Annotated in this window: 26 protein-coding genes, 1 tRNA gene and 1 pseudogene; 12 read left to right on the forward strand and 16 right to left on the reverse strand. The window is 65.5% G+C overall.

Annotated features, from left to right (window positions below; genetic code table 11):
* Positions 1–136 precede the first annotated feature (136 nt).
* Positions 137–213, reverse strand: a tRNA-Pro gene (locus ACSQ3S_RS01275).
* Positions 214–335: 122 nt separating this feature from the next.
* On the opposite strand from ACSQ3S_RS01275, the gene ACSQ3S_RS01280 reads away from it, so the two are divergent.
* Positions 336–968 carry a hypothetical protein gene (locus ACSQ3S_RS01280; protein WP_436141372.1) on the forward strand — a complete coding sequence of 211 codons (633 nt, stop codon included), beginning with the start codon at positions 336–338 and terminating at the stop codon, positions 966–968.
* On the opposite strand, the gene rsmI is transcribed toward ACSQ3S_RS01280, so the two are convergent.
* A complete protein-coding gene (rsmI, locus tag ACSQ3S_RS01285) occupies positions 969–1,877 on the reverse strand; it encodes a 16S rRNA (cytidine(1402)-2'-O)-methyltransferase (protein ID WP_436141373.1) in 909 nt (302 codons plus the stop codon).
* A 10-nt stretch (positions 1,878–1,887) separates the two neighbouring features.
* Between rsmI and ACSQ3S_RS01290 the strand changes: the two genes are divergently transcribed.
* From ACSQ3S_RS01290 to ACSQ3S_RS01310, 5 genes are read left to right on the forward strand one after another with little or no spacing between them, the layout of a single operon-like run.
* Positions 1,888–3,282: a penicillin-binding protein activator gene (locus ACSQ3S_RS01290; RefSeq protein ID WP_436141374.1), complete on the forward strand. Its 1,395-nt coding sequence runs from the start codon at positions 1,888–1,890 to the stop codon at positions 3,280–3,282.
* Positions 3,283–3,289: 7 nt separating this feature from the next.
* Complete coding sequence (locus ACSQ3S_RS01295; protein ID WP_413447466.1) at positions 3,290–3,640, forward strand: YraN family protein; 351 nt, start codon at positions 3,290–3,292, stop codon at positions 3,638–3,640.
* Between the two features lie 57 nt (positions 3,641–3,697).
* Positions 3,698–4,294: a phosphoheptose isomerase gene (locus tag ACSQ3S_RS01300; protein ID WP_176653297.1), complete on the forward strand. Its 597-nt coding sequence runs from the start codon at positions 3,698–3,700 to the stop codon at positions 4,292–4,294.
* Positions 4,287–4,934: a BON domain-containing protein gene (locus ACSQ3S_RS01305; protein ID WP_176653296.1), complete on the forward strand. Its 648-nt coding sequence runs from the start codon at positions 4,287–4,289 to the stop codon at positions 4,932–4,934. Before ACSQ3S_RS01300 ends, ACSQ3S_RS01305 begins: the two co-directional genes overlap by 8 nt.
* Positions 4,935–4,986: 52 nt before the next feature.
* The gene (locus ACSQ3S_RS01310; RefSeq protein ID WP_176653295.1) at positions 4,987–5,505 is read left to right on the forward strand and encodes a peroxiredoxin family protein; all 519 of its coding nucleotides are present in this window, start codon (positions 4,987–4,989) and stop codon (positions 5,503–5,505) included.
* A gap of 99 nt (positions 5,506–5,604) precedes the next feature.
* Here ACSQ3S_RS01310 and ACSQ3S_RS01315 read toward each other — a convergent pair whose 3' ends face one another.
* The 5 genes and pseudogenes from ACSQ3S_RS01315 to ACSQ3S_RS01335 form a co-directional block, all read right to left on the reverse strand.
* The gene (locus tag ACSQ3S_RS01315; protein WP_436144978.1) at positions 5,605–6,462 is read right to left on the reverse strand and encodes a DUF3034 family protein; all 858 of its coding nucleotides are present in this window, start codon (positions 6,460–6,462) and stop codon (positions 5,605–5,607) included.
* Positions 6,463–6,507: 45 nt separating this feature from the next.
* Positions 6,508–6,909: pseudogene (locus ACSQ3S_RS01320) on the reverse strand (group I truncated hemoglobin); the annotation flags it as partial.
* Between the two features lie 17 nt (positions 6,910–6,926).
* Positions 6,927–7,349: a PaaI family thioesterase gene (locus ACSQ3S_RS01325; RefSeq protein ID WP_176653294.1), complete on the reverse strand. Its 423-nt coding sequence runs from the start codon at positions 7,347–7,349 to the stop codon at positions 6,927–6,929.
* Positions 7,350–7,407: 58 nt separating this feature from the next.
* Positions 7,408–8,112 carry an anti-sigma factor gene (locus tag ACSQ3S_RS01330; protein ID WP_436141375.1) on the reverse strand — a complete coding sequence of 235 codons (705 nt, stop codon included), beginning with the start codon at positions 8,110–8,112 and terminating at the stop codon, positions 7,408–7,410.
* The gene (locus ACSQ3S_RS01335) at positions 8,109–8,696 is read right to left on the reverse strand and encodes a sigma-70 family RNA polymerase sigma factor (protein ID WP_436141376.1); all 588 of its coding nucleotides are present in this window, start codon (positions 8,694–8,696) and stop codon (positions 8,109–8,111) included. The genes ACSQ3S_RS01330 and ACSQ3S_RS01335 overlap by 4 nt, the downstream gene beginning before the upstream one ends.
* A 158-nt stretch (positions 8,697–8,854) precedes the next feature.
* Here ACSQ3S_RS01335 and ACSQ3S_RS01340 point away from each other — a divergent pair, with 158 nt between their 5' ends.
* Genes ACSQ3S_RS01340 through ACSQ3S_RS01355 form a run of 4 tightly spaced genes read left to right on the forward strand, consistent with a single transcriptional unit; the run spans position 8,855 to position 12,961 of the window.
* Positions 8,855–10,384 (forward strand): DUF4331 domain-containing protein, encoded by a 1,530-nt coding sequence (locus ACSQ3S_RS01340; RefSeq protein WP_436141377.1) that lies wholly within the window; start codon positions 8,855–8,857, stop codon positions 10,382–10,384.
* Positions 10,381–10,617: a hypothetical protein gene (locus ACSQ3S_RS01345; protein WP_436141378.1), complete on the forward strand. Its 237-nt coding sequence runs from the start codon at positions 10,381–10,383 to the stop codon at positions 10,615–10,617. Before ACSQ3S_RS01340 ends, ACSQ3S_RS01345 begins: the two co-directional genes overlap by 4 nt.
* 59 nt (positions 10,618–10,676) lie before the next feature.
* On the forward strand, positions 10,677–11,843 hold the full coding sequence (locus ACSQ3S_RS01350) for a hypothetical protein (RefSeq protein WP_436141379.1): 1,167 nt from the start codon (positions 10,677–10,679) through the stop codon (positions 11,841–11,843).
* On the forward strand, positions 11,840–12,961 hold the full coding sequence (locus ACSQ3S_RS01355) for a HupE/UreJ family protein (protein WP_436141380.1): 1,122 nt from the start codon (positions 11,840–11,842) through the stop codon (positions 12,959–12,961). Before ACSQ3S_RS01350 ends, ACSQ3S_RS01355 begins: the two co-directional genes overlap by 4 nt.
* Here ACSQ3S_RS01355 and ACSQ3S_RS01360 read toward each other — a convergent pair whose 3' ends face one another.
* From ACSQ3S_RS01360 to yfcF, 4 genes are read right to left on the reverse strand one after another with little or no spacing between them, the layout of a single operon-like run.
* Entirely contained in the window at positions 12,962–13,624 is a 663-nt protein-coding gene (locus ACSQ3S_RS01360) for a uracil-DNA glycosylase (protein WP_436141381.1), read from the reverse strand.
* Positions 13,625–13,626: 2 nt separating this feature from the next.
* A complete protein-coding gene (gene lipA, locus ACSQ3S_RS01365; protein ID WP_176653284.1) occupies positions 13,627–14,616 on the reverse strand; it encodes a lipoyl synthase in 990 nt (329 codons plus the stop codon).
* Between the two features lie 31 nt (positions 14,617–14,647).
* Entirely contained in the window at positions 14,648–15,358 is a 711-nt protein-coding gene (lipB, locus tag ACSQ3S_RS01370; protein WP_413447457.1) for a lipoyl(octanoyl) transferase LipB, read from the reverse strand.
* 14 nt (positions 15,359–15,372) lie between these two features.
* Entirely contained in the window at positions 15,373–16,002 is a 630-nt protein-coding gene (yfcF, locus tag ACSQ3S_RS01375) for a glutathione transferase (RefSeq protein ID WP_353401732.1), read from the reverse strand.
* 121 nt (positions 16,003–16,123) lie between these two features.
* On the opposite strand from yfcF, the gene gcvA reads away from it, so the two are divergent.
* Positions 16,124–17,023, forward strand: a complete 900-nt coding sequence (gcvA, locus tag ACSQ3S_RS01380; protein WP_353401734.1) for a transcriptional regulator GcvA — start codon at positions 16,124–16,126, stop codon at positions 17,021–17,023.
* A gap of 1 nt (position 17,024) precedes the next feature.
* Here the strand turns inward: gcvA and ACSQ3S_RS01385 are convergent, their stop codons facing one another.
* From ACSQ3S_RS01385 to ACSQ3S_RS01400, 4 genes are all read right to left on the reverse strand, one after another.
* Positions 17,025–17,300, reverse strand: coding sequence for a DUF493 family protein (locus ACSQ3S_RS01385; RefSeq protein WP_176653280.1), 276 nt, complete (start codon positions 17,298–17,300; stop codon positions 17,025–17,027).
* A gap of 90 nt (positions 17,301–17,390) precedes the next feature.
* Positions 17,391–18,203, reverse strand: coding sequence for a hypothetical protein (locus ACSQ3S_RS01390; protein WP_353401735.1), 813 nt, complete (start codon positions 18,201–18,203; stop codon positions 17,391–17,393).
* A gap of 31 nt (positions 18,204–18,234) precedes the next feature.
* On the reverse strand, positions 18,235–19,020 hold the full coding sequence (locus ACSQ3S_RS01395) for a DUF2491 family protein (protein ID WP_176653278.1): 786 nt from the start codon (positions 19,018–19,020) through the stop codon (positions 18,235–18,237).
* 1 nt (position 19,021) lies between these two features.
* Positions 19,022–19,801 carry a hypothetical protein gene (locus tag ACSQ3S_RS01400; protein ID WP_436141382.1) on the reverse strand — a complete coding sequence of 260 codons (780 nt, stop codon included), beginning with the start codon at positions 19,799–19,801 and terminating at the stop codon, positions 19,022–19,024.
* An 86-nt stretch (positions 19,802–19,887) separates the two neighbouring features.
* On the opposite strand from ACSQ3S_RS01400, the gene ACSQ3S_RS01405 reads away from it, so the two are divergent.
* On the forward strand, positions 19,888–20,373 hold the full coding sequence (locus ACSQ3S_RS01405) for a phage regulatory CII family protein (RefSeq protein WP_413447454.1): 486 nt from the start codon (positions 19,888–19,890) through the stop codon (positions 20,371–20,373).
* A 259-nt stretch (positions 20,374–20,632) separates the two neighbouring features.
* On the opposite strand, the gene ACSQ3S_RS01410 is transcribed toward ACSQ3S_RS01405, so the two are convergent.
* The gene (locus ACSQ3S_RS01410) at positions 20,633–22,585 is read right to left on the reverse strand and encodes a DUF6600 domain-containing protein (RefSeq protein ID WP_436141383.1); all 1,953 of its coding nucleotides are present in this window, start codon (positions 22,583–22,585) and stop codon (positions 20,633–20,635) included.
* Between the last annotated feature and the right edge of the window lie 93 nt (positions 22,586–22,678).

A 22,678-nucleotide genomic window follows, 5' to 3' on the forward strand; every position in this document is an offset into this window, starting at 1 on the left:
TTGAAACCATTACCAATTCGTATAGCTCGTTTGATATGGCGAGAGGCGGGAGAGAGGCGGAAGGGATGCGCCAAGGGGGCGAAGGATAAAAAAAAGACCCAAGAGCCTGAGCTCTTGAGTCTTTTTTCTTGAATCTTGGTCGGAGTACAAGGATTCGAACCTTGGACCCCCTGGTCCCAAACCAGGTGCGCTACCGGACTGCGCCACACTCCGAAGAAGCAAGATAATACAAGCTGCCTCAGTATCCGTCAAGTGCCGCTATGAATTCAGTATGTACCATGGCGGTTTTTTTTCAATGTGAGATGATGCGGTGTGCACAAATTAGCGAAAAAACCATGAACGCGACCTTTACCCAGAGTCAGCCCGCCCAGCTGCGGCGGCCGGGGATAGTCGCGGGCATCGCCATCTCGCTGGTGCTGCATCTGCTGCTGATATTCGGCTACCGGCTGTCGCTGCCGGTGGCGCCCGAACAGCCTCCGGCCAGGACGATGACGGTCTGGCTGCAACCGCCCAAGCCCATTGTCGCCACGATAGAAACCCCGGCCAAGCCGGAGCCCAAGGAAGAACCGGCGCGCAAGCGCAAACGCGATCTGGAGCGGCCCGCGCTGGCCGCCCGTCCTAGCCAGCCAGCGCCAGCGCCGGTCCCGGCCACCTCGCAGGCGATCACCTTGCCCGCGCCGTCCAGCCCCGTGGCCGACCCGCTGCATCCGGAAGAGCAGCCGAAGAAATTCGACATGAACGCGGCGCTGAAGACCGCCCGCAAGGTCGCCAACGAAAAAGACCCGGCCCGCGCCGGCCTGCCGGTGGCCCAGCTGGACGACCATCCGCTATACCCGGAGCAGCGCGAAACCCAGCTGGCGCGCGACATCGCCGGCGCCAAGCGCGGCGACTGCAAGAACACCGGCGCCGGCTTGCTGTCGCCGCTGATCTGGCTGATGGACAAGAAAGACAGCGGCTGCAAATTCTGACTACGCTTCGCCCTTGAGCTGCAGCGCGCGGTCATACAGCGCGTTCTTCTTGCGGCCGGTGATCTGCGCCGCCAGGCTGGCGGCCTGCTTGACCGAGCATTCGGTCAGCAGGATCTTCAGCACCCGTTCGGCCTCCAGGTCATGCTCGTCCTCGGCCGCCGGCGCGCCTTCCAGCAGCACGACGAACTCGCCTTTTTCCCGGTGCGGATCGGCCTTGATCCACGCTTCCGCCTCCGACAGCGGGCAGCGGTGGATTTCCTCGAACATCTTGGTCAGCTCGCGCGCGAACACCACCTGGCGTTCCGGTTCGAACACCGCCGCCAGCGCCGTGGCGCAATCGAGGATGCGGTGCGGCGCCTCGTAAAACACCATGGTCGCCGTCACCGCGCGCAAGGTGCCGAGGAAGTTCTCGCGCTGCCTGGCCTTGGCCGGCAGGAAGCCGACAAAGTAAAACTGGTCGTTCACCAGGCCGCTGGCCGACAGCGCCGTCACCGCCGCCGACGCGCCCGGCAGCGGCAGCACCCGCAGGCCGGCGGCGCGCACCGCGTCGACGATGCGCGCGCCCGGATCGGACACGGCCGGCGTGCCCGCGTCCGACACCAGCGCGATGCGCTCGCCGGCCTGCAGGCGGGCGATCAGCGTTTCCGCCACTTCCCGCTCGTTGTGCTGGTGGGCGGCGATCAGCGGCTGGTGCAGGCCGAAGCGGGTCATCAGCTGGGCGGTGTTGCGCGTGTCCTCGCACGCCACGGCATTGACCATGCTCAAGACGTGCAGCGCGCGCAGGCTAATATCCGTCACATTGCCGATCGGGGTCGCCACGACGTACAAGGTTGCGCTAGGATAGGTCTGGTGCGCCATTTCGCCCATCACGGGCAGGGTGGCGATGGAGCTGAATTCTTGTGCGGTCATTGGGGGTAGGATGAATAGTGTGAGGTTGTCGCTGCTATGTGCGGCGGTGGCGCTGGCGAGCGGCTGCAGCACGCCGTTTTGCGATGCGCCCGGTGGATTGTGCGCGCCCGGCTCGGCAAATACAAGTGCGCTGCCCGCGCCGCCGGTCCGCCCCGCCGCGCAGCCGCTGCCGAAACCGCCGCCGGAACCCACGCCGCCGCCGGCGGAAGTGTTCGCCGTCACGCTGCCCGGCGTGTCCGCCGCGCCGTCTGCCGACGTTCCCGCCACCCGGCAGGATGAAGCCGCGCAGGGCGGCTTGCCGGCCAACCCGCCGGTCCGCATGGGCCTGCTGCTGCCGTTGCGCTCGGAAACGCTGGGCGCCGCCGCCGACGCCGTCCGCGCCGGCTTCATGGCCGCCTGGGAGCGCGACCGCGACAACATCACCGTCAGCGTGATCGAAACCGGCGACGTACCGCAGGACGTGCTGTCCGCCTACGCCCACGCGCAGGAAAAACAGGACATCATCGTCGGTCCGCTGGCCCGCTCGGCGGTGGCGGCGCTGGCCGCCAGCCCGCTGCTGGGCAAGCCGACCATCGCCCTCAATTATCCGGAAGGCCACGGCACGGCGGGCGCCGCGCCGCTGCCGCCGCAGATGCTGGCGATGGGGCTGTCGATCGAGGAAGAGGCGCGCCAGGTCGCGCAGCTGGCGGCCGCCGACCATCCGAACGCCACCGCCATGATTATCAGCACCGGCACGCCATGGCAGCGCCGCGTGGCGGCCGCCTTCGCCGCCCAGTGGCAGCGCAACGGCGCCGCCGTGCGCATGGTCGAGCTGAGTTCGCCGGACGGCTACCTGAGCGACCCGGAACTGGTCCAGCTGCGCGCGCGTCTGCGCGACGATCCGCCCGGCCTGCTGTTCTCGGCCATGAGCGCCGACCAGACCCGCCAGTTGCGCGGCGCCCTCGGCGACAACGTCAGCACCGAGCCGACCAATCCCATCTTCAGCACCGCCGACGCGCTGCCGCCGCCTCCCGCACCGGCGCAGCCCGCCGGCCTTGGCGGGCTGCCGCTGTACGGCACCTCGGCGCTGAACGCCGGCAACGGCAACAACAGCCCGACGCAGGAACTGGACGGCGTGCGCCTGCTCGACCTGCCGTGGCAGATCCAGCGCGACCATCCGGCCGTGATGGTCTATCCGCATCCGGTGCAGGCGTCCAGCGCCGACATGGAACGGCTGTACGCGCTCGGCATCGACGCCTACCGCGTGGCGCGCGAAATCGGCCGCCATCCGGCCGGCCGCTTCAGCCTGGACGGCGTCACCGGCCGCCTGACCGTCGACTTCGGCCAGGGCGGCGCGGCCAGCTTCGAACGCATCGAGCCGGCGGCCGTGGTCAGGAACGGCGTGCCGCAGCCGATCGGCCCGTGAGGCCGCCATGCCCCGCACCGAACAGCAGCGGCTGGGCCGGCTGGGCGAGGACCGGGCGCTGGCCTACCTGGACGCCCGGGGCCTGAAGTTGCTGGACCGTAATTTCCTGTGCAAGGCCGGCGAGATCGACCTGATCATGCAGCACGGCGGCCACCTGGTGTTTGTCGAAGTGCGGCGCCGGGCCGGCGGCGGCTTCGGCGGGGCGGCGGCCAGCGTCACCCCGGCCAAGCAGCGGCGGCTGATCCACGCCGCGCAGTTCTACCTGATGCGCTACCCCAGCCCGCCGCCGTGCCGCTTCGACCTGGTGGCCATCGACGGTGAAAAGTTGTCATGGTTGCAAAATATCCTGCAGATGTAAGCATTTTTAACAGCGCTTGTCCGGCTTGCTGAACGACTGCACTATAATCAGCACACTATGACAAACCAACGCATCCTGGCGCACTTCCACGAAAGTGCCGAAATCAAAATCCAATCCGCCACCGTCCTCGCGCCGCATATCGCGCAGGCGATCGACTTGATGTTCTCGGCGCTGTCCAACGGCAACAAGATCCTGGTGTGTGGCAATGGCGGTTCCGCCGCCGACGCCCAGCATTTCGCCGCCGAGCTGGTCGGGCGCTTCGAGCGCGAACGCTTCCCGCTGCCGGCGCTGGCGCTGACCACCGATACCTCGATCCTGACGGCGGTGGCCAACGACTACAGCTACCGCGAGATCTTTTCCAAGCAGGTGCAGGCGTTCGGCCAGGCCGGCGACATCCTGATGGCGCTGTCGACCTCGGGCAACTCGGCCAACGTGATGGCGGCCATCGAGGCGGCGCTGGAGCGCGAAATGCGCGTGGTGGCCTTGACCGGCAAGGGCGGCGGCGCCATCGGCAAGATGCTGACCGACGCCGACGTCCACATCTGCGTGCCGGCCGACCGCACCGCCCGTATCCAGGAAGTCCATTTGACGACGATACACTGCATTTGCGACGGCATCGATGTCGCTCTATTTGGAGGAGATGTGAATGATTAATCCCGGCGCAATCTGGAACAAGGTACAGCGTCCGCTGGCCATGAGCGTACTGTGCGGCGCCATGCTGGCCTCGTTGTCGGGCTGCGTCGCGCTGGTCGCGGGCGGCGCCATTTCCGGTACCCTGGCCGCCACCGACCGCCGCACCCTGGGCGCGCAGACGGAAGACCGGGCGATCGAAGTCAAGGGCAGCATCAAGCTCAACAACGTCGTCGGCGATGCCGGCCACGTCAACATCAACGCCTTCAACCGCCGCGCGCTGCTGACCGGCGAAGTGCGCGACGAGGCGATGAAGGCGGCCGCCGAACGCGAAATCCGCGCCATCGAGGGCGTACTGTCGGTCATCAACGAACTGGAAGTGGCCGGCCCGGCCAGCTACACCTCGCGCTCCAACGATGCGCTGATCACCACCAAGGTCAAGGCCAGCCTGGTCGACATGAAGGATATCTCGGCCAACTCCTACCAAGTGGTGACCGAGCGCGGCGTGGTCTACCTGCAGGGCCGCGTGACCCAGCGCGAAGGCCAGATCGGCGCCGACGTGGCGCGCGGCGTCAGCGGCGTGACCAAGGTGGTCAAGGTGTTCGAATACATCACCGAGGAAGAGTGGAAGACCTACCAGCCCAAACCGGCGTCCAACTCATAAACCGGAGGAGAGGTCTATAATGGCCTCACCTAATTCGACGCCTGAGCCTATCATGCAAGAGACCAAATCCTCCCCCGCCTGGGTCAAGCCCGTGCTGGCCGCCGTGGTGATCGCCGCGGTCGGCTTTGGCGCCTATGTGTCGCTGAACAAGCGCCAGTCGGCGCCGGAAGTGACTTTCCTCAGCATCAGCGGCGAGAAAATCGCGCCCGACAGCCTGCGCGGCAAGGTGGTGATGGTCAATTTCTGGGCCACCTCGTGCACCACCTGCGTGGGCGAGATGCCGAAGATGGTCGACACCTACAACAAGTACAAGGCGCAGGGGCTGGAATTCGTCGCCGTGGCGATGAGCTACGACCCGCCAAACTACGTGCTGAACTACGCCCAGACCCGCCAGTTGCCGTTCAAGGTGGCGCTCGATATCGACGGCTCGGCCGCCAAGGCTTACGGCAACGTGGCGATGACGCCGACCACCTTCGTCATCGGCAAGGACGGCAAGATCCTCAAGCGCTACCTCGGCGAGCCGGACTTCCCGGCACTACACAAGCTGCTGGAAGAATCGCTGCACGGCTAAAACCCGGGGTCAGATCCGACATTCGGACACGAGCTCTACTGTAGCAGCCGCTACAGTAGAGCTCGTGTCCGAATGTCGGATCTGACCCCGGATTGTTTTTTAGAATCCCGCCTGCGCGGACAGGTATAGTCCGTGCTGCTTCTTCAGATTGAAGATCGTGATATCCCCCAGTTCCGCATACGCCGCGGTGACGGAGAAGTTCCTGTTCGGGAACCAGGCCACGAAGGCGTCGTAGTACGCCTTTTCGTTGTCCACGCCCAGGTTGTGCGGCTTGCGGCGATACTCGGCGCCCACCGCCAGCTTGCGGTTGACCAGGTAGGCCACCGACGCCTCCGGCATCAGCCGCATGCTGTCGCCCCGGTCGCCGCCGAATCCCAACAGACCCATCTGGTTGGCGCGGGTTGCGCGCAGTGTGCCGTTCAGCAGCAGGCTTTGCTCGAACAATATCTTGGTCGCCGCCACGTAGTAATCGTAGCCGTGATCGTCCCTGGCGCCCAGCTGCTTGACGTTGCTCACGCCCAGCGCGCCGAGGCCACCTATGCCCTTGTTGCGCTTGTACAGCACGCCGATCGCCACCTGCGGCATCGGGTTGTCCTGCTCGTAGACGGCGTCGCCGGCCACCTTCAGCTTCAGGCCGAGGATGTCCTGCTTGATGTTGAGCAGGTTCAGCGGCGCCAGGCTGCCCTTGAATTCCTGCCTGGCCAGTGAAATCTCCAGCCGGTCGGCAATGCCCACCGCTACGCCGTAGCTGTTGAGCGTGTAATCCTGGGTGCTGATATAGGTGTAGTGCGCGTTTGCGCCCCAGCTGTCGCGCGAGCCATAGCCGGTGACCAGCGCCCACGGCGTGATGCCGCCGCCGCCCGCGCCCTCGACCTGGCTGACGCCGCCGGTGGCGAGGAATTTGCCCAGGTCCGGACGGGTCTGCGCAGTCTGCGCAGTCACGATGGCGCGCTGCATCGGCGCCAGCTTCGCGATCAGCTTGTTCGAGACGCCGCTCGGCACATTGTTCTGTTCCATCGCGATCTGCAAATCCTCGGCCAGCGCATTGAACATGGCGTTGGTGATCTTCAAATCCTGGTGCACGGTGGCCATGTCGCGCACGGTGCCGACGCCGTCCATGGTCTTGTCGCGGTATTTGCCGGTGTATTTGCACGGGCCGCCGGCGAACTCGCAGAACTGCTCCTGCAGGCGCACATTCAGCTGCTCCATGTCGAAATCGGCAAAGCTTTCCTTGATGCGGGGATCGGCCAGCACCATGGGGATGAAGGTGTCGACGATCTTCTTGATGCCTTCCTTGCCGCCCAGCCCGCGGTAAGTCGAGTCTTCGGTGTACGGGGTTTGCGCCATCACCAGCGACGACGCCAGCAGCAGGCCACAGCCAGCGAGCTTCGTGAGTTGCTTCATATGGACCGCTCCTGTGCCTACTTGGGATAGAGGACCATCTGCGTGCAGCGGAACAACGCTATTGTTTTGCCAGTGGCCTTGTTGCTGACCACCGCATCCCAGACCTGCGTGGTACGGCCCAGGTGCACCACCTTGGCGGTCGCCACCACCGTGCCGTCGCGCGCGGTGCCCAAGTGGTTGGACTTCAATTCAATGGTGGTGAAGTTCTGGGCGTCGTCGGGCAGGTGCGAGAAACAGGCATAGCCGCAGGCGGTGTCGGCCAGCGTGACCACGCTGCCGGCATGCAGGAAGCCGTTAGGCGCCAGATGCTGTGGCGTGACCGTGAACTCGGCCACGATCTCGCCCTCGCGCACGCCGGTGATGACGATGCCCAGATGGTCCGGCAAAGTGCCTTTGCCGAAGTGGTTGAAATACTCCGGCGTGAATTTGCTGGCGTCCATGTGGTCTTTCGCGAATGAGGGCATCGGCCCGGTACCCGCGATGATACCAATTTTCACCCTACATCATGCGGACCCAGTTGCCTTTGTACAGGATAGGGCCGGTGGGCCCGTTCGGGTTCGGCGAGCCGCCCTTCGGTTCCAGCGACACCGCCAGCAGGGCCACGTCGGCGCCGATGGCGCCCGGCGTCAGCGCCAGCCTGACTTCGCCGCGATCGGCCAGCAGGCCCAGCGAGCGCGGATTGCCCGTTTTCGGCACGGCCCACAGTTGCAGTTGCTTGTCGCTCGGCACGGGCGCGTTGCCGACCAGGCGCACCGTCATCGACTTGCGGCCGCTGTCGCCGGTCAGCACCAGCGCGGTCCGGGATTGTTCGTCGGTCAGCGTGGCGACATAGTCGAGCGACGGCGTCTCCAGCATGCGCACCGAGATGACCACCACCAGCAAGGCCGCCACGGCGGTCGACGCCACGCCCAGCCCGCGCCAGAAGGTCAGCGACTCGTTGCGCCAGAACTGCCAGGCCGGATAGCTGCGCGGCAGGTTCAGGCGGCGCTCGATGTCGTTCCACACCTGCTTGCGCGGGGTGCGCGCCGACGAGAATTCGGCCAGCGGCGCCAGCCGGTCCTGCCATTCCATGGTGATGCGGCGCAGCGCAGCGTCGTTGTGCAGATAGCTTTCGAAGCGGCGGCGCGCGCCGCCCTTCAGCGTGCCCAGCACATATTCCGCGGCCAGCTTTTCGCGCAGCGGAGCGTTGTCGCGGAGGTTCATGCGCGCTCCATTTTCGCCAGGCAGGTTTTCAGTTTGTCGAGGCTGCGGCGTATCCAGGTCTTGACGGTGCCGATCGGCAGCGCCATCTGCGCCGCCACTTCGCTGTGCGACAGGTCATGGAAAAACGCCAGGCCGAGCACCTGCCGCTGCAGTCCTTCGAGCGCGGACATGCAATAGGCCAGCGCCTTCGCGTCGCGGCTCATTTCCAGCGCCTCGATAGGCGTGGAGGCTGGGTCCCGCAGTGCATTGATCACCTCGCTGTCAAACTGCTCACCGTCGATCTCGGCGTTCACCTCGCTGCGGCGCAGCAGATCGAAAGCCTTGTTGCGCACGATGGTGGTCATCCACGTCATCGGCGCGGCCAGATGGCTTTGATAACTACCGGCATTGTTCCAGATCGCGACGAAGCTTTCTTGCAGCACCTCTTCGGCCAGTTCGCGCTTACCCAATATACGCAGCGCGAAGCCAAACAGTTTCGCCGACGTCGCATCGTAGAGCGAACGGAAGGCGATGGCGTCACGCCGTGCGGCGCCTAGCAGCCAGGTGCGCAGCTGCTGCGGATCGAGGTTTTTCGCGTCGGTCACCGATGGCCTTGGAAGTGTGGGGAAGAGGAAAAGCTGCAAGCGTCAGCAAAATACCATATTACCGAATTCTCAAAAAATAAATCTTATCGAATCTGAATCCGGCGCGCCTCTCCTTGCGTATATCACCCCGCAGTACCTAACCAATCGGGGAGATCGAGATGCACACTTTCATCAAGCACGCCCTGCGCGTGGCCGCGCTCGGAACACTGGCGGGCGCATTTGCACCGGCGGCCATGGCGTCCAGCCACCGCGAAGCACCGTTCGTTACGCAAAGTCCCAAAGTCGACGGCACCGACTTCTACATGTTCCGCAGCTACGAGGCCGGCCGCGCCAGCTATGTCACGCTGATCGCCGACTACATTCCGCTGCAGGACGCCTACGGCGGCCCGAACTACTTCAGCATGGATCCGAACGCGCTGTACGAGATCCACATCGACAACAACGGCGACGCCAAGGAAGACCTGACCTTCCAGTTCCGCTTCACCAACACCAACAAGGACACCAAGCTCACCGTCGGCGGCAAGCAAGTCTCGATACCGCTGGTGATCAACGGCGGCGCCATCGCCGGGCCGAACGCGGCGGGCGCCAACGTGCGTGAAACCTACACCGTCAGCGTGGTGCGCGGTGACCGCCGCAGCGGCACCAAGGCCGCGGTGACCAACGCGGCAGACGGCAGCAGCACCTTCGACAAGCCGCTCGACAACATCGGCAACAAGTCGATCCCCAACTACGCGGCCTACGCGGCGGCGCACGTCTACAACGTCAACATCCCCGGCTGCAGCACGCCGGCGCGCATGTTCGTCGGCCAGCGCAAGGATCCGTTCGTGGTCAACCTGGGCGAGACCTTCGACCTGGTCAACATCAAGGCCCCGGCCACAGAGTTCAACGCCAACGCCGAGAAGGCCGCCAAGGACGACCTGGCCGACAAGAACGTGACCTCGATCGAGCTTGAAGTGGCGGCTTCGTGCCTGACCGCCGCCGGCAGCAGCGATCCGGTGATCGGCGGCTGGACCACGGCGTCGCTGCGCCAGGGCCGCTTGCTGAACCCGACGCCAAACTCCGGCAACCCGTCGAAGGAAGGCGGCGCCTGGACCCAGGTGTCGCGTCTCGGCGCGCCGCTGGTGAACGAAGTGGTCATCGGCCTCAAGGACAAGGACACCTTCAACGCCAGCAAGCCGTCCGGCGATGGCCAGTTCGCCACCTACGTCACCAACCCGACGCTGCCGGCGCTGATCGAAATCCTGTACGGCAGCGCCGGCGCCAAGGCACCGACCAACTTCCCGCGCAACGACCTGGTGGCGGCCTTCCTCACCGGCGTCAAGGGCCTGAACCAGCCGGCCACGGTGACCGCGTCGGAGATGCTGCGCCTGAATACCTCGACGCCGGTGACCGCCATCGGCGCGCAAAACCGCCTTGGCGTGATCGGCGGCGACAATGCCGGCTTCCCGAATGGCCGCCGTCCCGGCGACGACGTGGTCGACATCGCGCTGCGCGTGGTGATGGGCAAGCTGTGCACGCTGAACCTGGGCTGCGCCCCGGCCGACGCGCCAGCCGGCGCGCTGCACTTCACCGACGGCGCATATCTGGACGAGACCTTCTTCAACGCTGGATTCCCATACCTGAAAACCCCGATCCCGGGTTCGCCGCAAACCGGCGCCGTGATCCAGGCCAACCGGAGGGCGCCATGAAATATCTGAGCCTGATTGCGCTGCTGGTGCTCAGCGCCTGCGGCGGCAGCACCCACTACGAAGACCACACGCCGCCGGCGCCACCATCGCCGCCGGTGGTGATGCTCGACGCGTTCTACACCGCCGTGCTGGCCCTGATCGGCGACGGCGCTGAAACCACCACCGAGCCGGTGGCGATCGACACCATCGTCGCCACCGCGCCGGAGGATACGGACCCGGTCGCATACAAGTAAGCCATATGCCAACAGGGCGGACGCGGAATGGTCCGCCCTTGCGGCATTTTGAGGTCATCATGAAAACTGTATTTTTCGCATTGGCGCTGGCTGGCGCGGCGGCTCAGGCCACGCCCTATGTTCCGGCCAACGGCCAGCAAGTGATCGAAACCCTGCCAAGGCGCGGCGATCCGGTACAACAGGAGCTGCGCCGTCTGCGCAGCGAATTGAATGCGCGTCCCAACGACATGGCGCTGGCCACCGATCTGGCCAAGCGTTACATCGCACTGGCCCGCAGCGAGACCGATCCGCGTTACCTGGGGTACGCGCAAGCGGCGCTGGCGCCGTGGTGGTGGCTGTCCACGCCGCCGCCGCAGGTGCGCCTGCTGCGCGCGACGCTGCTTCAAAGCACCCACCAATTCGGTCCGGCGCTGGACGACTTGAAGGCCGTACTGGCGGCCGATCCGAACAACGCCCAGGCGTGGTTGACGCAGGCCACCGTGCAAACCGTACGCGGCGACTACACCGGCGCCACCGCCAGTTGCGCGCGGCTGTCTGCCACATCGATCGAACTAGTCACCATCACCTGCATCGCCAACGTCGGCACGATGACGGGGCGATCGCAGCAAAGCGAACAGCTGCTGGACCTGACGCTGGAACGCAGCGCTAACGCGCCGGCGGAATTGCAGGTATGGGCGCTGACGCTGCTCGCCGAAATGGCGCAGCGCCGTGGCGATGCGGCCGTTGCCGGAGCCCGCTACAAGCGCGCGCTGGCGCTGCATCCGCGCGATAGTTATCTGCTGGGCGCCTACGCCGATTTCCTGCTGGAGCAGAAGCGGGCGGCCGAAGTCGTCGCACTGCTGGCGGACCAGACTCGCATCGACGCGCTGCTGCTGCGCCGGGCGCTGGCCTTGCAGCAGCAGGGCGCCTCTCAAGCGCTGGCCAGCGACGTCAAGGAACTGGCGGCCCGCTTCGACGCCGCCGCCCTGCGCGGCGACACCGTGCACCAACGCGAGCAAGCAAGCTTTGAACTGCTGCTGCGTAACGACGCGGCCACCGCGCTGGCACTAGCGCGCAAGAACTGGACCGTGCAGAAGGAACCCGCCGACATGCGCATCCTGCTGGAGTCGGCCTTGAAAGCGCGCGACGCCGGCGCCGCCAGGCCGGTGCTGGACTGGATCGCGCGCAACGGCACCGAGGACGTGACGGCCGCTCGCCTGATCCGTCAACTGAACACGGGGACATGATGACACGCCTGCTCTTGATCCTTGCGCTGCTGTGCGGCGCCGCGTCGCCGGCATGGGCGCACAAGCCCAGCGACAGCTACCTGTCGCTGGAGGTGCAGGGCGACCGCGTCAACGGACAATGGGATATCGCGCTGCGCGACCTCGACTTCGCCATCGGCCTTGACCAGGATGGCGACGGCAAGCTGACCTGGGACGAGATCCGCCAGCACCATGCGGCGATTGCCGCCTACGCGCTGGCGCGCCTGGGCATCGCCACCGACAAGGGCGCCTGCACAATCGACACCGGCGAGCAGCTGATCGACAACCACACCGACGGCGCCTACAGCGTGCTGCGTTTTCGCGCGATCTGTCCAAGCCCGGTGGCGGAGCTGACGATCAACTACCGGCTGTTCGCCGATCTCGATCCGCAGCACAAAGGCTTGTTGCGGCTGACCCGCGACGGCGAGACGTCCACCGCCATCTTCGATCCTACGCACGCAAGACAGACCTTGTCGCTGGCGGCGCCGGACCGGCTGGCGCAATTCGGCGCGTATGTGAAGGACGGAATCTGGCATATCTGGATAGGCTACGACCATATCCTGTTCCTGCTGTCGCTGCTGCTGCCGGCGGTGATGCTGGGTGCGCGCGGCGCGCCGTCCGACAGCCTGCGCGCCTCCTTCATCGACGTGCTAAAAGTGGTGACGGCCTTCACGCTGGCACACTCGCTGACCTTGACGCTGGCCAGCCTGTCGCTGGTCTCGCTGCCGTCGCGCTGGGTGGAATCGGCGATTGCGGCCTCGGTGATACTGGCGGCGGTGAACAATCTCTATCCGCTGTTTCGCGGACGGCGTCCGGTGGCGGCTTTCTGTTTCGGCCTGATCCACGGCTTCGGTTTCGCCAGCGTGCTGATCGACCTGGGCTTGCCGCAGGGTGCGCTGCTGACGAGCTTATTCGGATTTAACCTGGGCGTGGAGATCGGCCAGTTGTGCATCGTGGCGCTGTTCCTGCCGCTGGCGTTCGCGCTGCGCGGCACCTGGTTCTATCGGCGCCTGCTGACCGGCGGCTCGGCCGCCATCGCGATGCTGGCGGTGGTGTGGTTGATCGAACGCGCGTTCGACCTGAAGCTGATCGGCGCCTGATCAGGCCCAGAGGATGGGTGTCTGGCCGTTGGCCGCAAGGTAGTCGTTGGCGCGCGAGAACGGCTTGCTGCCGAAGAAGCCCTTGTGCGCGGAGAACGGCGATGGGTGGGGCGAGGTGATGACCAGGTGCTTGCGCGTATCGATCAACGCTTTCTTTGCGATCGCGTAGCTGCCCCACAGGACGAACACGATGCGCTCGCGCTGTTCGGACAGCAGGCGGATCGCGCTGTCGGTGAACGTTTCCCAGCCCTTGTTGGCGTGAGAGCCGGCCTCGCGGGCGCGCACGGTCAGCACGCTGTTCAGCAGGAACACGCCTTGCCCGGCCCAATCCGACAGATCGGTTTGCCGACGCTCGAGACCCAGGTCGTTGTGCAATTCCTGGAAGATGTTCTGCAGGCTGGGCTGCGGACGGTTGCCGTCCGGGACCGAGAAGCAAAAGCCCATCGCCGCGCCGGGCGTGTGATACGGGTCCTGGCCGAGAATGACGACCTTGACGTCGTCGAACGGTGTCAGGTCGAAGGCCCTGAAGATGTTCTTGCCAGCGGGGCAGCACTGGCCCGCCGCATACTCCGCCCGCACGAACGAAGTCAGGCTTTCCCAATAAGGCTGCTCGAACTCCCCCTCCAGCCGCGCCTTCCAGGAAGCCTCGATACGAACACTCATCTTTATACAGCGGCGGCCAACACGTTATGGGCTTGTTCGTCCGCGTGGTAGGAGCTGCGGACCATGGCGCCGACGGCGGCGTGCTTGAAGCCCATCTTGTAGGCTTCTTCTTCGAACATCTTGAACACGTCCGGGTGCACGTAGCGGCGCACCGGCAGGTGGCTGTTCGACGGCGCCAGGTACTGGCCGATGGTCAGCATGTCGATGTTGTGTTCGCGCATGTCACGCATCACTTGCAGGATCTCTTCGTCGGTCTCGCCCAGGCCGACCATGATGCCGGACTTGGTCTTCACCTCTGGGTACAGCTCCTTAAATTCCTTCAGCAGCTGCAGCGAGTGCATGTAGTCCGAACCCGGACGCGCTTCCTTGTACAGGCGCGGCACGGTTTCCAGGTTGTGGTTCATCACGTCCGGCAGGCCGTCCTTGAAGATGGTCAGCGCTTTTTCCAGGCGGCCGCGGAAGTCCGGCACCAGCACTTCGATCTGGGTCTTCGGCGACAGCGCGCGGGTGTTCTGGATGCACTCGACGAAGTGGCCGGCGCCGCCGTCGCGCAAGTCATCGCGGTCCACCGAGGTGATCACGACGTAGCTCAGGCGCAGCTCGGCGATGGTCTTCGACAGGTTGAATGGCTCTTCCTTGTCCAGCGGATCCGGACGGCCATGGCCGACGTCGCAGAACGGGCAGCGGCGGGTGCACTTGTCGCCCATGATCATGAAGGTCGCCGTGCCCTTGCCGAAGCATTCGCCGATGTTCGGGCAGCTCGCTTCTTCGCACACGGTCACCAGCTTGTTCTCGCGCAGGATGTCCTTGATCTCGTAGAAACGGGTCGAGGCCGATGCGGCCTTGACGCGGATCCACTCCGGCTTTTTCAAACGCTCAACTTGCTCGATCGGCACGATCTTGATCGGGATGCGCGCGGTTTTGCTGGCGCCTTTTTGCTTTTCGCTCGGGTTGTAAGCTGGGGCAACGCTGGAGGTGGTTTCAGAAGTCATTTGGCTGCGTGCCCTTGCGGGCAAAGTGTGGTTATTCGTGTAGTGCAGGTTCCGTTACATCCAGAACGTGTATCAATTCTTCGGCCAGCTGCTGTTGTACATCTGACAGCAGCGCGTGGGCGCCGACGGTGCGCATGTCGACCGTTTCCAGTCCGGCATAGCCGCAGGGATTAATCCAGGAAAACGGGGCCAGATCCATCGCCACATTCAGCGACAGCCCATGATAGGTGCAACCGTTGCCGCGCACTTTCAAGCCGAGCGCGGCGATTTTGGCGCCTTTTTTCGGTCCGCCGGCCATATAAATGCCCGGCGCGCCTTGAATCCGCTCACCGACGAGATTATACGCCCCCAGGACGTTGATGATCGCCTGCTCGATTTTATTGACGAATTGCCGGGCATACAGCTTGCCGCCCGGCTTGTTGCGGCGCAGGTCCATCAGCATGTAGATCACCACCTGGCCGGGGCCGTGGTAGGTCACTTCGCCGCCGCGGTCGGTCTGCACCACCGGGATCGTATCGGCGCCAGCCAGCAGGTGGCCGCGGTCGGCGCCCAGGCCTAGCGTGAACACGGGCGGGTGCTCGACGATCCACAGTTCGTCGCGGGTGTCCGGCGTGCGGGCGTCGGTGAAGGCCCGCATCGCGGCGAAAGTGCTGTCGTAGTCGGCCAGGCCGAGATGGCGTATCAGCGCCGGTCCGGCTGGATGCCCGGCTTGGAGTGGCTCGGCTTGAGGTAGGGACGTCATGCCGACATTATAAATCAGCCCGGCTGGTGGCGCTCCAGCCACTGCCGGACCGACGGCCGCTGCCACTGGCCGGCGGCGTAATCCTTCAGTTTTTGCGGCACCTCGTCACCGTTCAGGATCAGCCGGTTCAGCATGACGGCCAGGTCGACGTCGGCAATCGACCACTCGCCGAACAGGTTGGCGCCGCCTTCCGGCACGAACTGGCTGGCGGCGTGGATCAGCTTGTCAGCGGCGGCGCGGCCGGCGGCCGTCAGCGGCAGGCAGGCTTTACCAAAAAACACTGTTTCCGTGTCCCGCTCGGCGCGCACCGGCAGCAGGTCGCTGCGCAGCCAGGCCTGGATCTGCCGCGCCCGGGCACGCTGGCGCTTGTCTTTCGGGTACAGCGCGACGTATTCCGGCGCCGGGAAGGTCTCTTCCAGGTATTCGGTAATGGCGGTCGACTCGGTCAACACAAAATCCCCCTCGACCAGCGCCGGCACGCGGGCGGTCAGCGCGCGGTCGCAGTAGGCGCTCTGCTTTTGCTGGCCGGCTTCCAGGTCCACCGTCTTGACGGTGAATGGCAGGCCTTTTTCGGTCAGCGCCACAAAGGCCGACATGGCGTAAGGGCTGGTGAAAAGACTGTCGACGTACAGTTCAAAAGGCATGATGGCTCCGGCTAGAGTAGATTTATTCACATGGTAAACCTTGCCGTAGCGCCTGTATAACGTTATATTTTCGTGATTCTTGTTAGATTTATTCACAAAGTATCCACAGCATGCCGACCTGATGAGCGCCAGCCGCCGCCTGCCCAATTTTTCCGCCTTGCGCGCCTTCGAGGCGGCGGCCCGTCACGAGAACTTCTCGCGGGCGGCGGAGGAGTTGCATCTGACGCACGGCGCGATCAGCCACCAGGTAAGGGCGTTGGAAGAGGAACTGGGGCGGCCGCTATTCGTCCGCAACGGCCGGCAGGTGAAAATAACTAGCGATGCGCTGAAATTTGCCCAGTTTTTAGGCAAGGCCTTTGCCGACATCGGCATGGCGGCGGACGCGCTGCGGGCCGCCAGCGTCAACCAGCGGCTGACGATTTCATCGATTCCATCGTTCGCGGCGCGCTGGCTGGCGCCCCGGCTGGGCCGGTTTATCGACCTGTATCCGGATATCGAGGTGGTGCTGCAGTCCAGCGGGCAACTGCAGGACCTGGCGCGCGACGGCATCGACGTCGGCATCCGCTTCGGCCGGGGCAACTATCCCGGGCTGGTGGTGCAGCGCCTGATGGGCGACGTGTATTACCCGGTAGTGAGTCCCCACTATCGCCGTGGAGCCTGTCCCGCCACACCGCAGGAATTGCCGCAGCATACGCTGCTGCGCTCGGTGGAGCCGTGGTCGCCGTGGCTGCAGGCCGCCAGGGTCGACATGGCCGAGCCGTCGGGCGGGCTGATGTTCGAGGATTTGTCGATGCTGATACGCTCCGCCGCCGACGGCAACGGGGTGGCGCTGGTGCGCCATGTGGTGGCGATGCAGGAGATCGCCTCCGGGCAGCTGGTGCGGCTGTTCGATATCGCCACGCCGTGCCCGGATGAGTATTTCTTCGTCTCGCCGCCCGGCGCGGCCGGCAAGCCGCAGGTGCTGGCGTTCCGCGACTGGCTGCTGGCCGAGGTGGCCGCCTTCCAGCGCCAGCAGGGTTGATTTACATCACGATCTTGACCATCGGGTGTGCCGACAGTTCGGAGTACAGCGCGTCGAGCTGTTCGCGGCTGATGGCGCGCACGGTCACGGTCAGGCCGGTGTAATTGCCCTTGGCCGAAGGACGCACTTCCATCTTGCCTTCGTGGAAATCCGGGTCATGCTTTTGCACGACCAGCACGATGGTCGGGGCAAAGTCGATATGAGTCGGCCCCATCACCTTGATCGGGAAGTCGCTCGGGTACTCGATGAGGGACTCTGACGGCGGGATCGCTTCCATATTCATTCCAATCAAAAAAGAAAACCGGCGGCATCAACGCGATGCCGCCGGCCTCTATTGTAGCCAATTCATAGCCAATTCAGCGCTGGCCTACGCTTTGCCCATCTCCAGCGCGGGCGCGTCCGGCGCGGCCAACTGCGGCGCCGGCTGCTGGCCGGACAGGCGCTGCAGCCTTGCCAGGGCCGATTCGTTGCCCAGCGCCGGCTGGCTGACCGACTTGCGGATCGCCTCGAGTTCGGCCGCCTGGTCGTGCGGACGCTGGCCGATGTCGTTGACGATCTTCAGGCCGGCCGCCTCGTTGCTGACGTTCTGGGCCCGGCGGGTCAGCGCATTCAGCGCGCTGGAATTGCCCTGCATGCCGCTCAGCCCGGCCAGCTGGCTCTGGCGCTCGGCGCGCAGTTTCTGCAGATCCTGCTGGGCGCGGGCCGAGGCCAGCGCCTGCATCGCCTTCTTCGCGGCCGAATCGAACTCGGCCAACTGCTTCGACAGCGCGTCGACGATGGTCTGCAGTTCGTTCATATATTGCTTGGCATCCGCTTCCTCCTGCAATTCCAGCGGCATGCGCGCCTTGTTCGCTTCCAGCTCGTCGCAGAACAGCGTGATCGTCGCTTCCGAAATCTTGCCGGCGGCCAGGCGGTCGGCCAGGGTGCCGGCGGCCTGCTCGTCGGTGGCGATCAGCTGGCGCAGCTTGACCACGTCCGCCGCTTCCTTGTCGAAGGAGGAGCGGGCGGCGGCCAGTTTCTGCGCGGTGGCGCGCAGGCTGTCGGCCAGGCGGTCGCGGTCGGCCTCGGTGGCGGTTTCCGGGTCGAAGTTGGCGATCGCTTCGGATACGCGGTCGCCCAGCGCGCCGAAATGCTTGGTGATCAAACGCGCGGTCAAACCCCAGCCATTCAAGTTGCTCATGTCAGTCTTCCTTATCAAATAACGTTGCGCATCATTGGATAACGATGCGTTGCTGCTCAACCGGGATACCAATGACAAAGTCCACATGGATCCCGCGTTTTGATGCGTCGCCGTTCACGCTGTTGATGATTTCAGTCGTGATCAGCAGATACTCGTTGCCGCCGCCGCGCAGCTGGCGCACGTACGGCATGAAATACATTTCCTGGCGCAGGCCGGTGCGGCCGCTGGCGTCGTCCAGCCGGGTTTCGCTGCCGCTGAACGGCGTGACGAACTCGGCGTTCGGATCGCCGGCGTCGCGCCAGTAGTCGACACCGTCGCGCTCGCCGAACACCAGGTCCAGGTCGGCCTCGTCCAGCCCGATATCGCCCAGCTGCTCGCGCCACAGGGTGTAGCTGCGGTCGCCCAGGCCGGCGCCGGACTGGCCGGTGTAGGCCTCCTGGTCTTCCGCCGTTTCCGGGATCACGCGGGCCAGCTGGGTGCAATACATCAGCTCTTGCACCTGGCCCTGGCCGTCCTGGTACACCTGCAGGAATTTTTCCTTGGCATCCAGGTCGCCGGTGTCCAGGTAGTAGCGGTACAGGCCGCCGCTCTGCTTCAGGCGGATCTGCGACACGGCCACGATGCGGTTGTCGCCCTCGTCCGGCAGCGTGATCAGCGAACCGTCGCCGGCCGCGCGCAGCAGCGGCGACTGCTGCAACTGCACCACGCTGCCGATGCGCGCGCCCAGCGGCAAGTCCTGATCCGTGCGCGGTGCTTCGCTGCCGCTCAGTTTGGCCGCGCCGTTGCGCAGGTAGTTGTATGCATCCGACCAGCCCATCTCAATTCCTCTCAAATGAATAATTCGTCGCGTTGCCGGCGCGCAGGCGGCGCAGCTTGCGCACCGTGTACACCAGCGCCCAGCCGATCACGCTCAACACCGCCAGCCACACAAACCAGCGCGCCACGGTGGCGCCGAACGACGGTTCCGGCGCAGCGGGTGGGGCGGCCGGGACCGGAGCACCCAGTCCCGGCATGCCGTTGACCATGCCGCTTTGCGCATCCGTCGCGGCCGGCGCCGTGCCGCTGCCGCTCGATGCCGTCGGATACGACACCGGCTGATGGCTCTGGCTCATCGCGCGGCCCAGCATGAAACCCAGCACGCCGTGCATCAGGCCGCTGCTCGGCTGCTGCACGATGACCGGCTGCTGCTGGTAGACCGGCGGTGCCTGATACACCGGCGACTGCTGCGGCCGCAAAACCGTATCGTTTGGCGGCAACGGCGCCGGCATGGCGGCGGCGGCGCGCCGCGCATCCAGCGTTTTCAGCGCGTTGGCCTGGGCCGCGCTCTGGTCCAGGTCGCGCGAGGCGGCCGACGTGTTGCGCGGCGTGGCGGAGGCCGGCGAGCCCGGCGCCTTGCCGAACGCGCCCGGTCCGCTTTGGCGGTTGGCCGCCGGCGGCGCCGCTGGCGAGCTTTTCGAGGAGTTGCTCTTTTGTGAAGAAAAGCCGCTTTTATACGACGACGATGTGCCAGAATGTGAGGACGGCCGCGCCTCCGCGAGCGCGCTGCTGCCCAGCGCAAGGCACAAGGTCAGTAACAGGGCAGAATGAAAGGACTTCATGATGTCTTTTCGCAAATAAGTTGAATGAAAATCAGCATAGCGCCGCGCGACGGCGCTTGCATCGGTAATAAAAGGCCTGCTTCACCATGACACGTAAATATCTGGACATGAATCAACACGACGCGCTGTACAAAGTGGCGCGCAGCTATCCCGGCGGCATCGAGGCGCTGGCGCAGGCGATGGGCATCTCGGTCAATGTGCTGCGCAACAAGCTGGCGCCGACCATCGCCTCGCATTACCCGTCGTTCGAGGAAGTCTCGGCGGTGGTGGACCTGTGCCACCAGGCTGGCGTGCCGGACGCGCACCTGCCGCTGCACGCGCTGCTGGTGCGCCACGGCATGGCGGCTTTCGTGGTGCCTTCGCCGGAAAGGATCGGCGACGACGACCTGTCGCAGACGGTCTGCAAGGTGATGAGCCAGGTGGGCGCGGTGGCGGAGGCGGTATCGACCGCGCTGTTGGACGGCAAGGTCACCGCGGCCGAGGCGGATCTGATCGAACGCGAATTCCAGGGCGCGCTGTCGGCGCTGGGCGAATGGCGCGCCCGCCTGCGGCTGAAGGCCGAGCAGAGCTGACGCGGCCAAAAAAAAAGCCAGCCCGAGGGCTGGCTAAAAACTATTCTCTTATCGGAAATCGGGAAATCCGGAAAATAGTTGGGGCAAATGGGTACAGTCTCGACGGCCTGGCGTGGCGGGCGTTGTGCGCCCCGGTTCTCACGCTGTCCCCCGGTGTTTGCATGACTGTAACTTTATGCAGAGTGTCACGTCGCTACCAGCCGATTGTGACGAACTGCAGTTTTTGCCCCCTGAACTACCCTTTTTCCGGATTAAACGGTCACTGGCGATTCTGGTTTTTGTTGTCGCCGCGCTCACGGCCATCGTCGCGATGCCGTTCCTGGCGCGGCTGTTGAGGCTGTTGCGGCTGTGGCTGCGCTTGCGGCGCAGCCTGCACCGGCGCCGCGGGCTGCGGAACCTGGCGCTGCGGCTGAGGAATCTGCGGTTGCTGAACCGCAGGCTGCGGCACCTGGCGGCGCTCCTCCTGCACGCGAACCGGGCGGCGATTGTCGTCGCCGCGGTTTTCGTAGCGATTGTCACCGCGGTTATCCCCGCGACCATCCCGGCCATCGCGCTCGAAGCGCTCACGCGACGGCGTGGGCGTCGGCGAGACCTGCATCACCGGCGCCGGCATCGCCACCGGCGCATTCACCTGCGGATTGCCCTGCTGCGGCTGTCCCGGCGTGGCCGGCAACTGCCCCGGCCGCCCATGCGTACGCACATCGATCCGCACGTCGCCCGGACGCACGGTCTGCGGCGCCGAATCCGGCCTGCCGAACTGCCCCGGCGCCAGCGTGGTCGTGGTCTGCTGGCGGCCCGGCTGCAACGGTACCGGCACCGGCTGCGGCGGCGCCGTCAGCACCCGTCCCGGCTGGCCGCTGGTCTGGCGTTCCAGGCGGTCCGGAATGCCGTCGTGATCGCGATCCCGGTCCTGCCAGCCGCCGCGGCGGTTGGTCTCGGCCGTGCGCGGCAAGCCTGTCGGCTGCGGCGGCGCCACCGGCGCGGCGTTCACGACGGCTGCATTCTGCGCCGTCGGGATGAGGCCGGCGCCACGGTTCACCTGCACGCTGTGGCGGCGGCCCTCGAACTGCTCGCGCGGCAGCACGGTCAGGCCGTTGCGGTGATTGTCCTGGTCCCCTCGCTGATCCCTCCGCTGGTCCCCGCGCGGCTCGAAGGGCCTGCCGTTATGCGTCCACGTCAGGCGGCGCTCGTACTCATTGGAAACACGGTAATTCGGCACGTAGCGCTCGCGCGGCGACAGCGGGAACCAGCCCAGGCCCGGACGACGGTCGCGCGAGAAGCCGTCGCCGCCGACCCAGCCGACCAGCGCCGGCGCCCACACCGGACGCCCGGCCGGACGACCTGGCGCCCAGCACCAGCGGCGGTTGACCATCACCCAGCGGCCGTAATGCGACGGCGCATAACCCCAGGGAGCGTTGTCGACCCAGGTCCAGCCCCACGGCGCCAGCCAGACCCAGCTGCCGTCGCGGTACGGCGCCCAGTCCACCGCGACATTGCGCGGCGTCCACAGCGCGCCGTACTCGACGCTCTCGGTCCAGCTGCCGTTGCGGTCCAGTTCCTCGTAGCCTGTCATGCCGCTGGAGACGAAACGGCTGCTGACCACCGCCTCGGAGGCGCGGTCGCGCTCGTCGGACCAGACGTCGAAGCCGTCGCGGCGGGCCACGCTGGTGCGCACGTCCTCGCCGGTGACCTCGACCTGGCGGCCGTTGTTGACGGTGACCGACGAACCGGCGCCGTCGACCCGGGCGCTGCCGCCCAGCACGCTGATCTGGCTGGTGTCGGCGATGCGCTCGACATCGACCCGCAGCAGGCCGGGCTCGAGCATCGTGATGCGCGCCTGCGGCGTGCTCAGCTCGAAATCGCGCAACAGCTCGGGACTGCGGATACGGATGTTGACGCTGCCGTAATTCAAGCGCAGCCGCAACAGATCGTCGTCCAGGTCGATGATTTCCAGGTCGGAATCGCCGTCGATGCGCACCGCCGTCGAGCCGACGCGGAACTCGGTGCGGGCGCCGGTGGCGGTATTGATGTGGCTGGCGCCGGTCACTGGCCAATTCAACCCGACGGCGGCCGGCTCGTCGTCGCCGACCAGCGTTACCTGGCCCTGCACCGACGAAATGCGGCCGACCATGGCCGGCGGGTCGGCCAGCGCCGGCGCGCTAAAGCCGGCCAGGGCGGCCAGGACGACGGAATGGATGATGTTGCGGCTCATGACAGCGCTCCTCTGTTTATTCTTATGTTTCTTCTTATCTTATTTAACGCTGCGACTTCGCGTTGGACTACCGGGGTTACACTGGGTTACAAA

The sequence above is a fragment of the Duganella sp. LjRoot269 genome, from assembly GCF_964254095.1.
In the GTDB taxonomy this organism is placed as follows: Bacteria; Pseudomonadota; Gammaproteobacteria; order Burkholderiales; family Burkholderiaceae_D; genus Rugamonas; species Rugamonas hordei.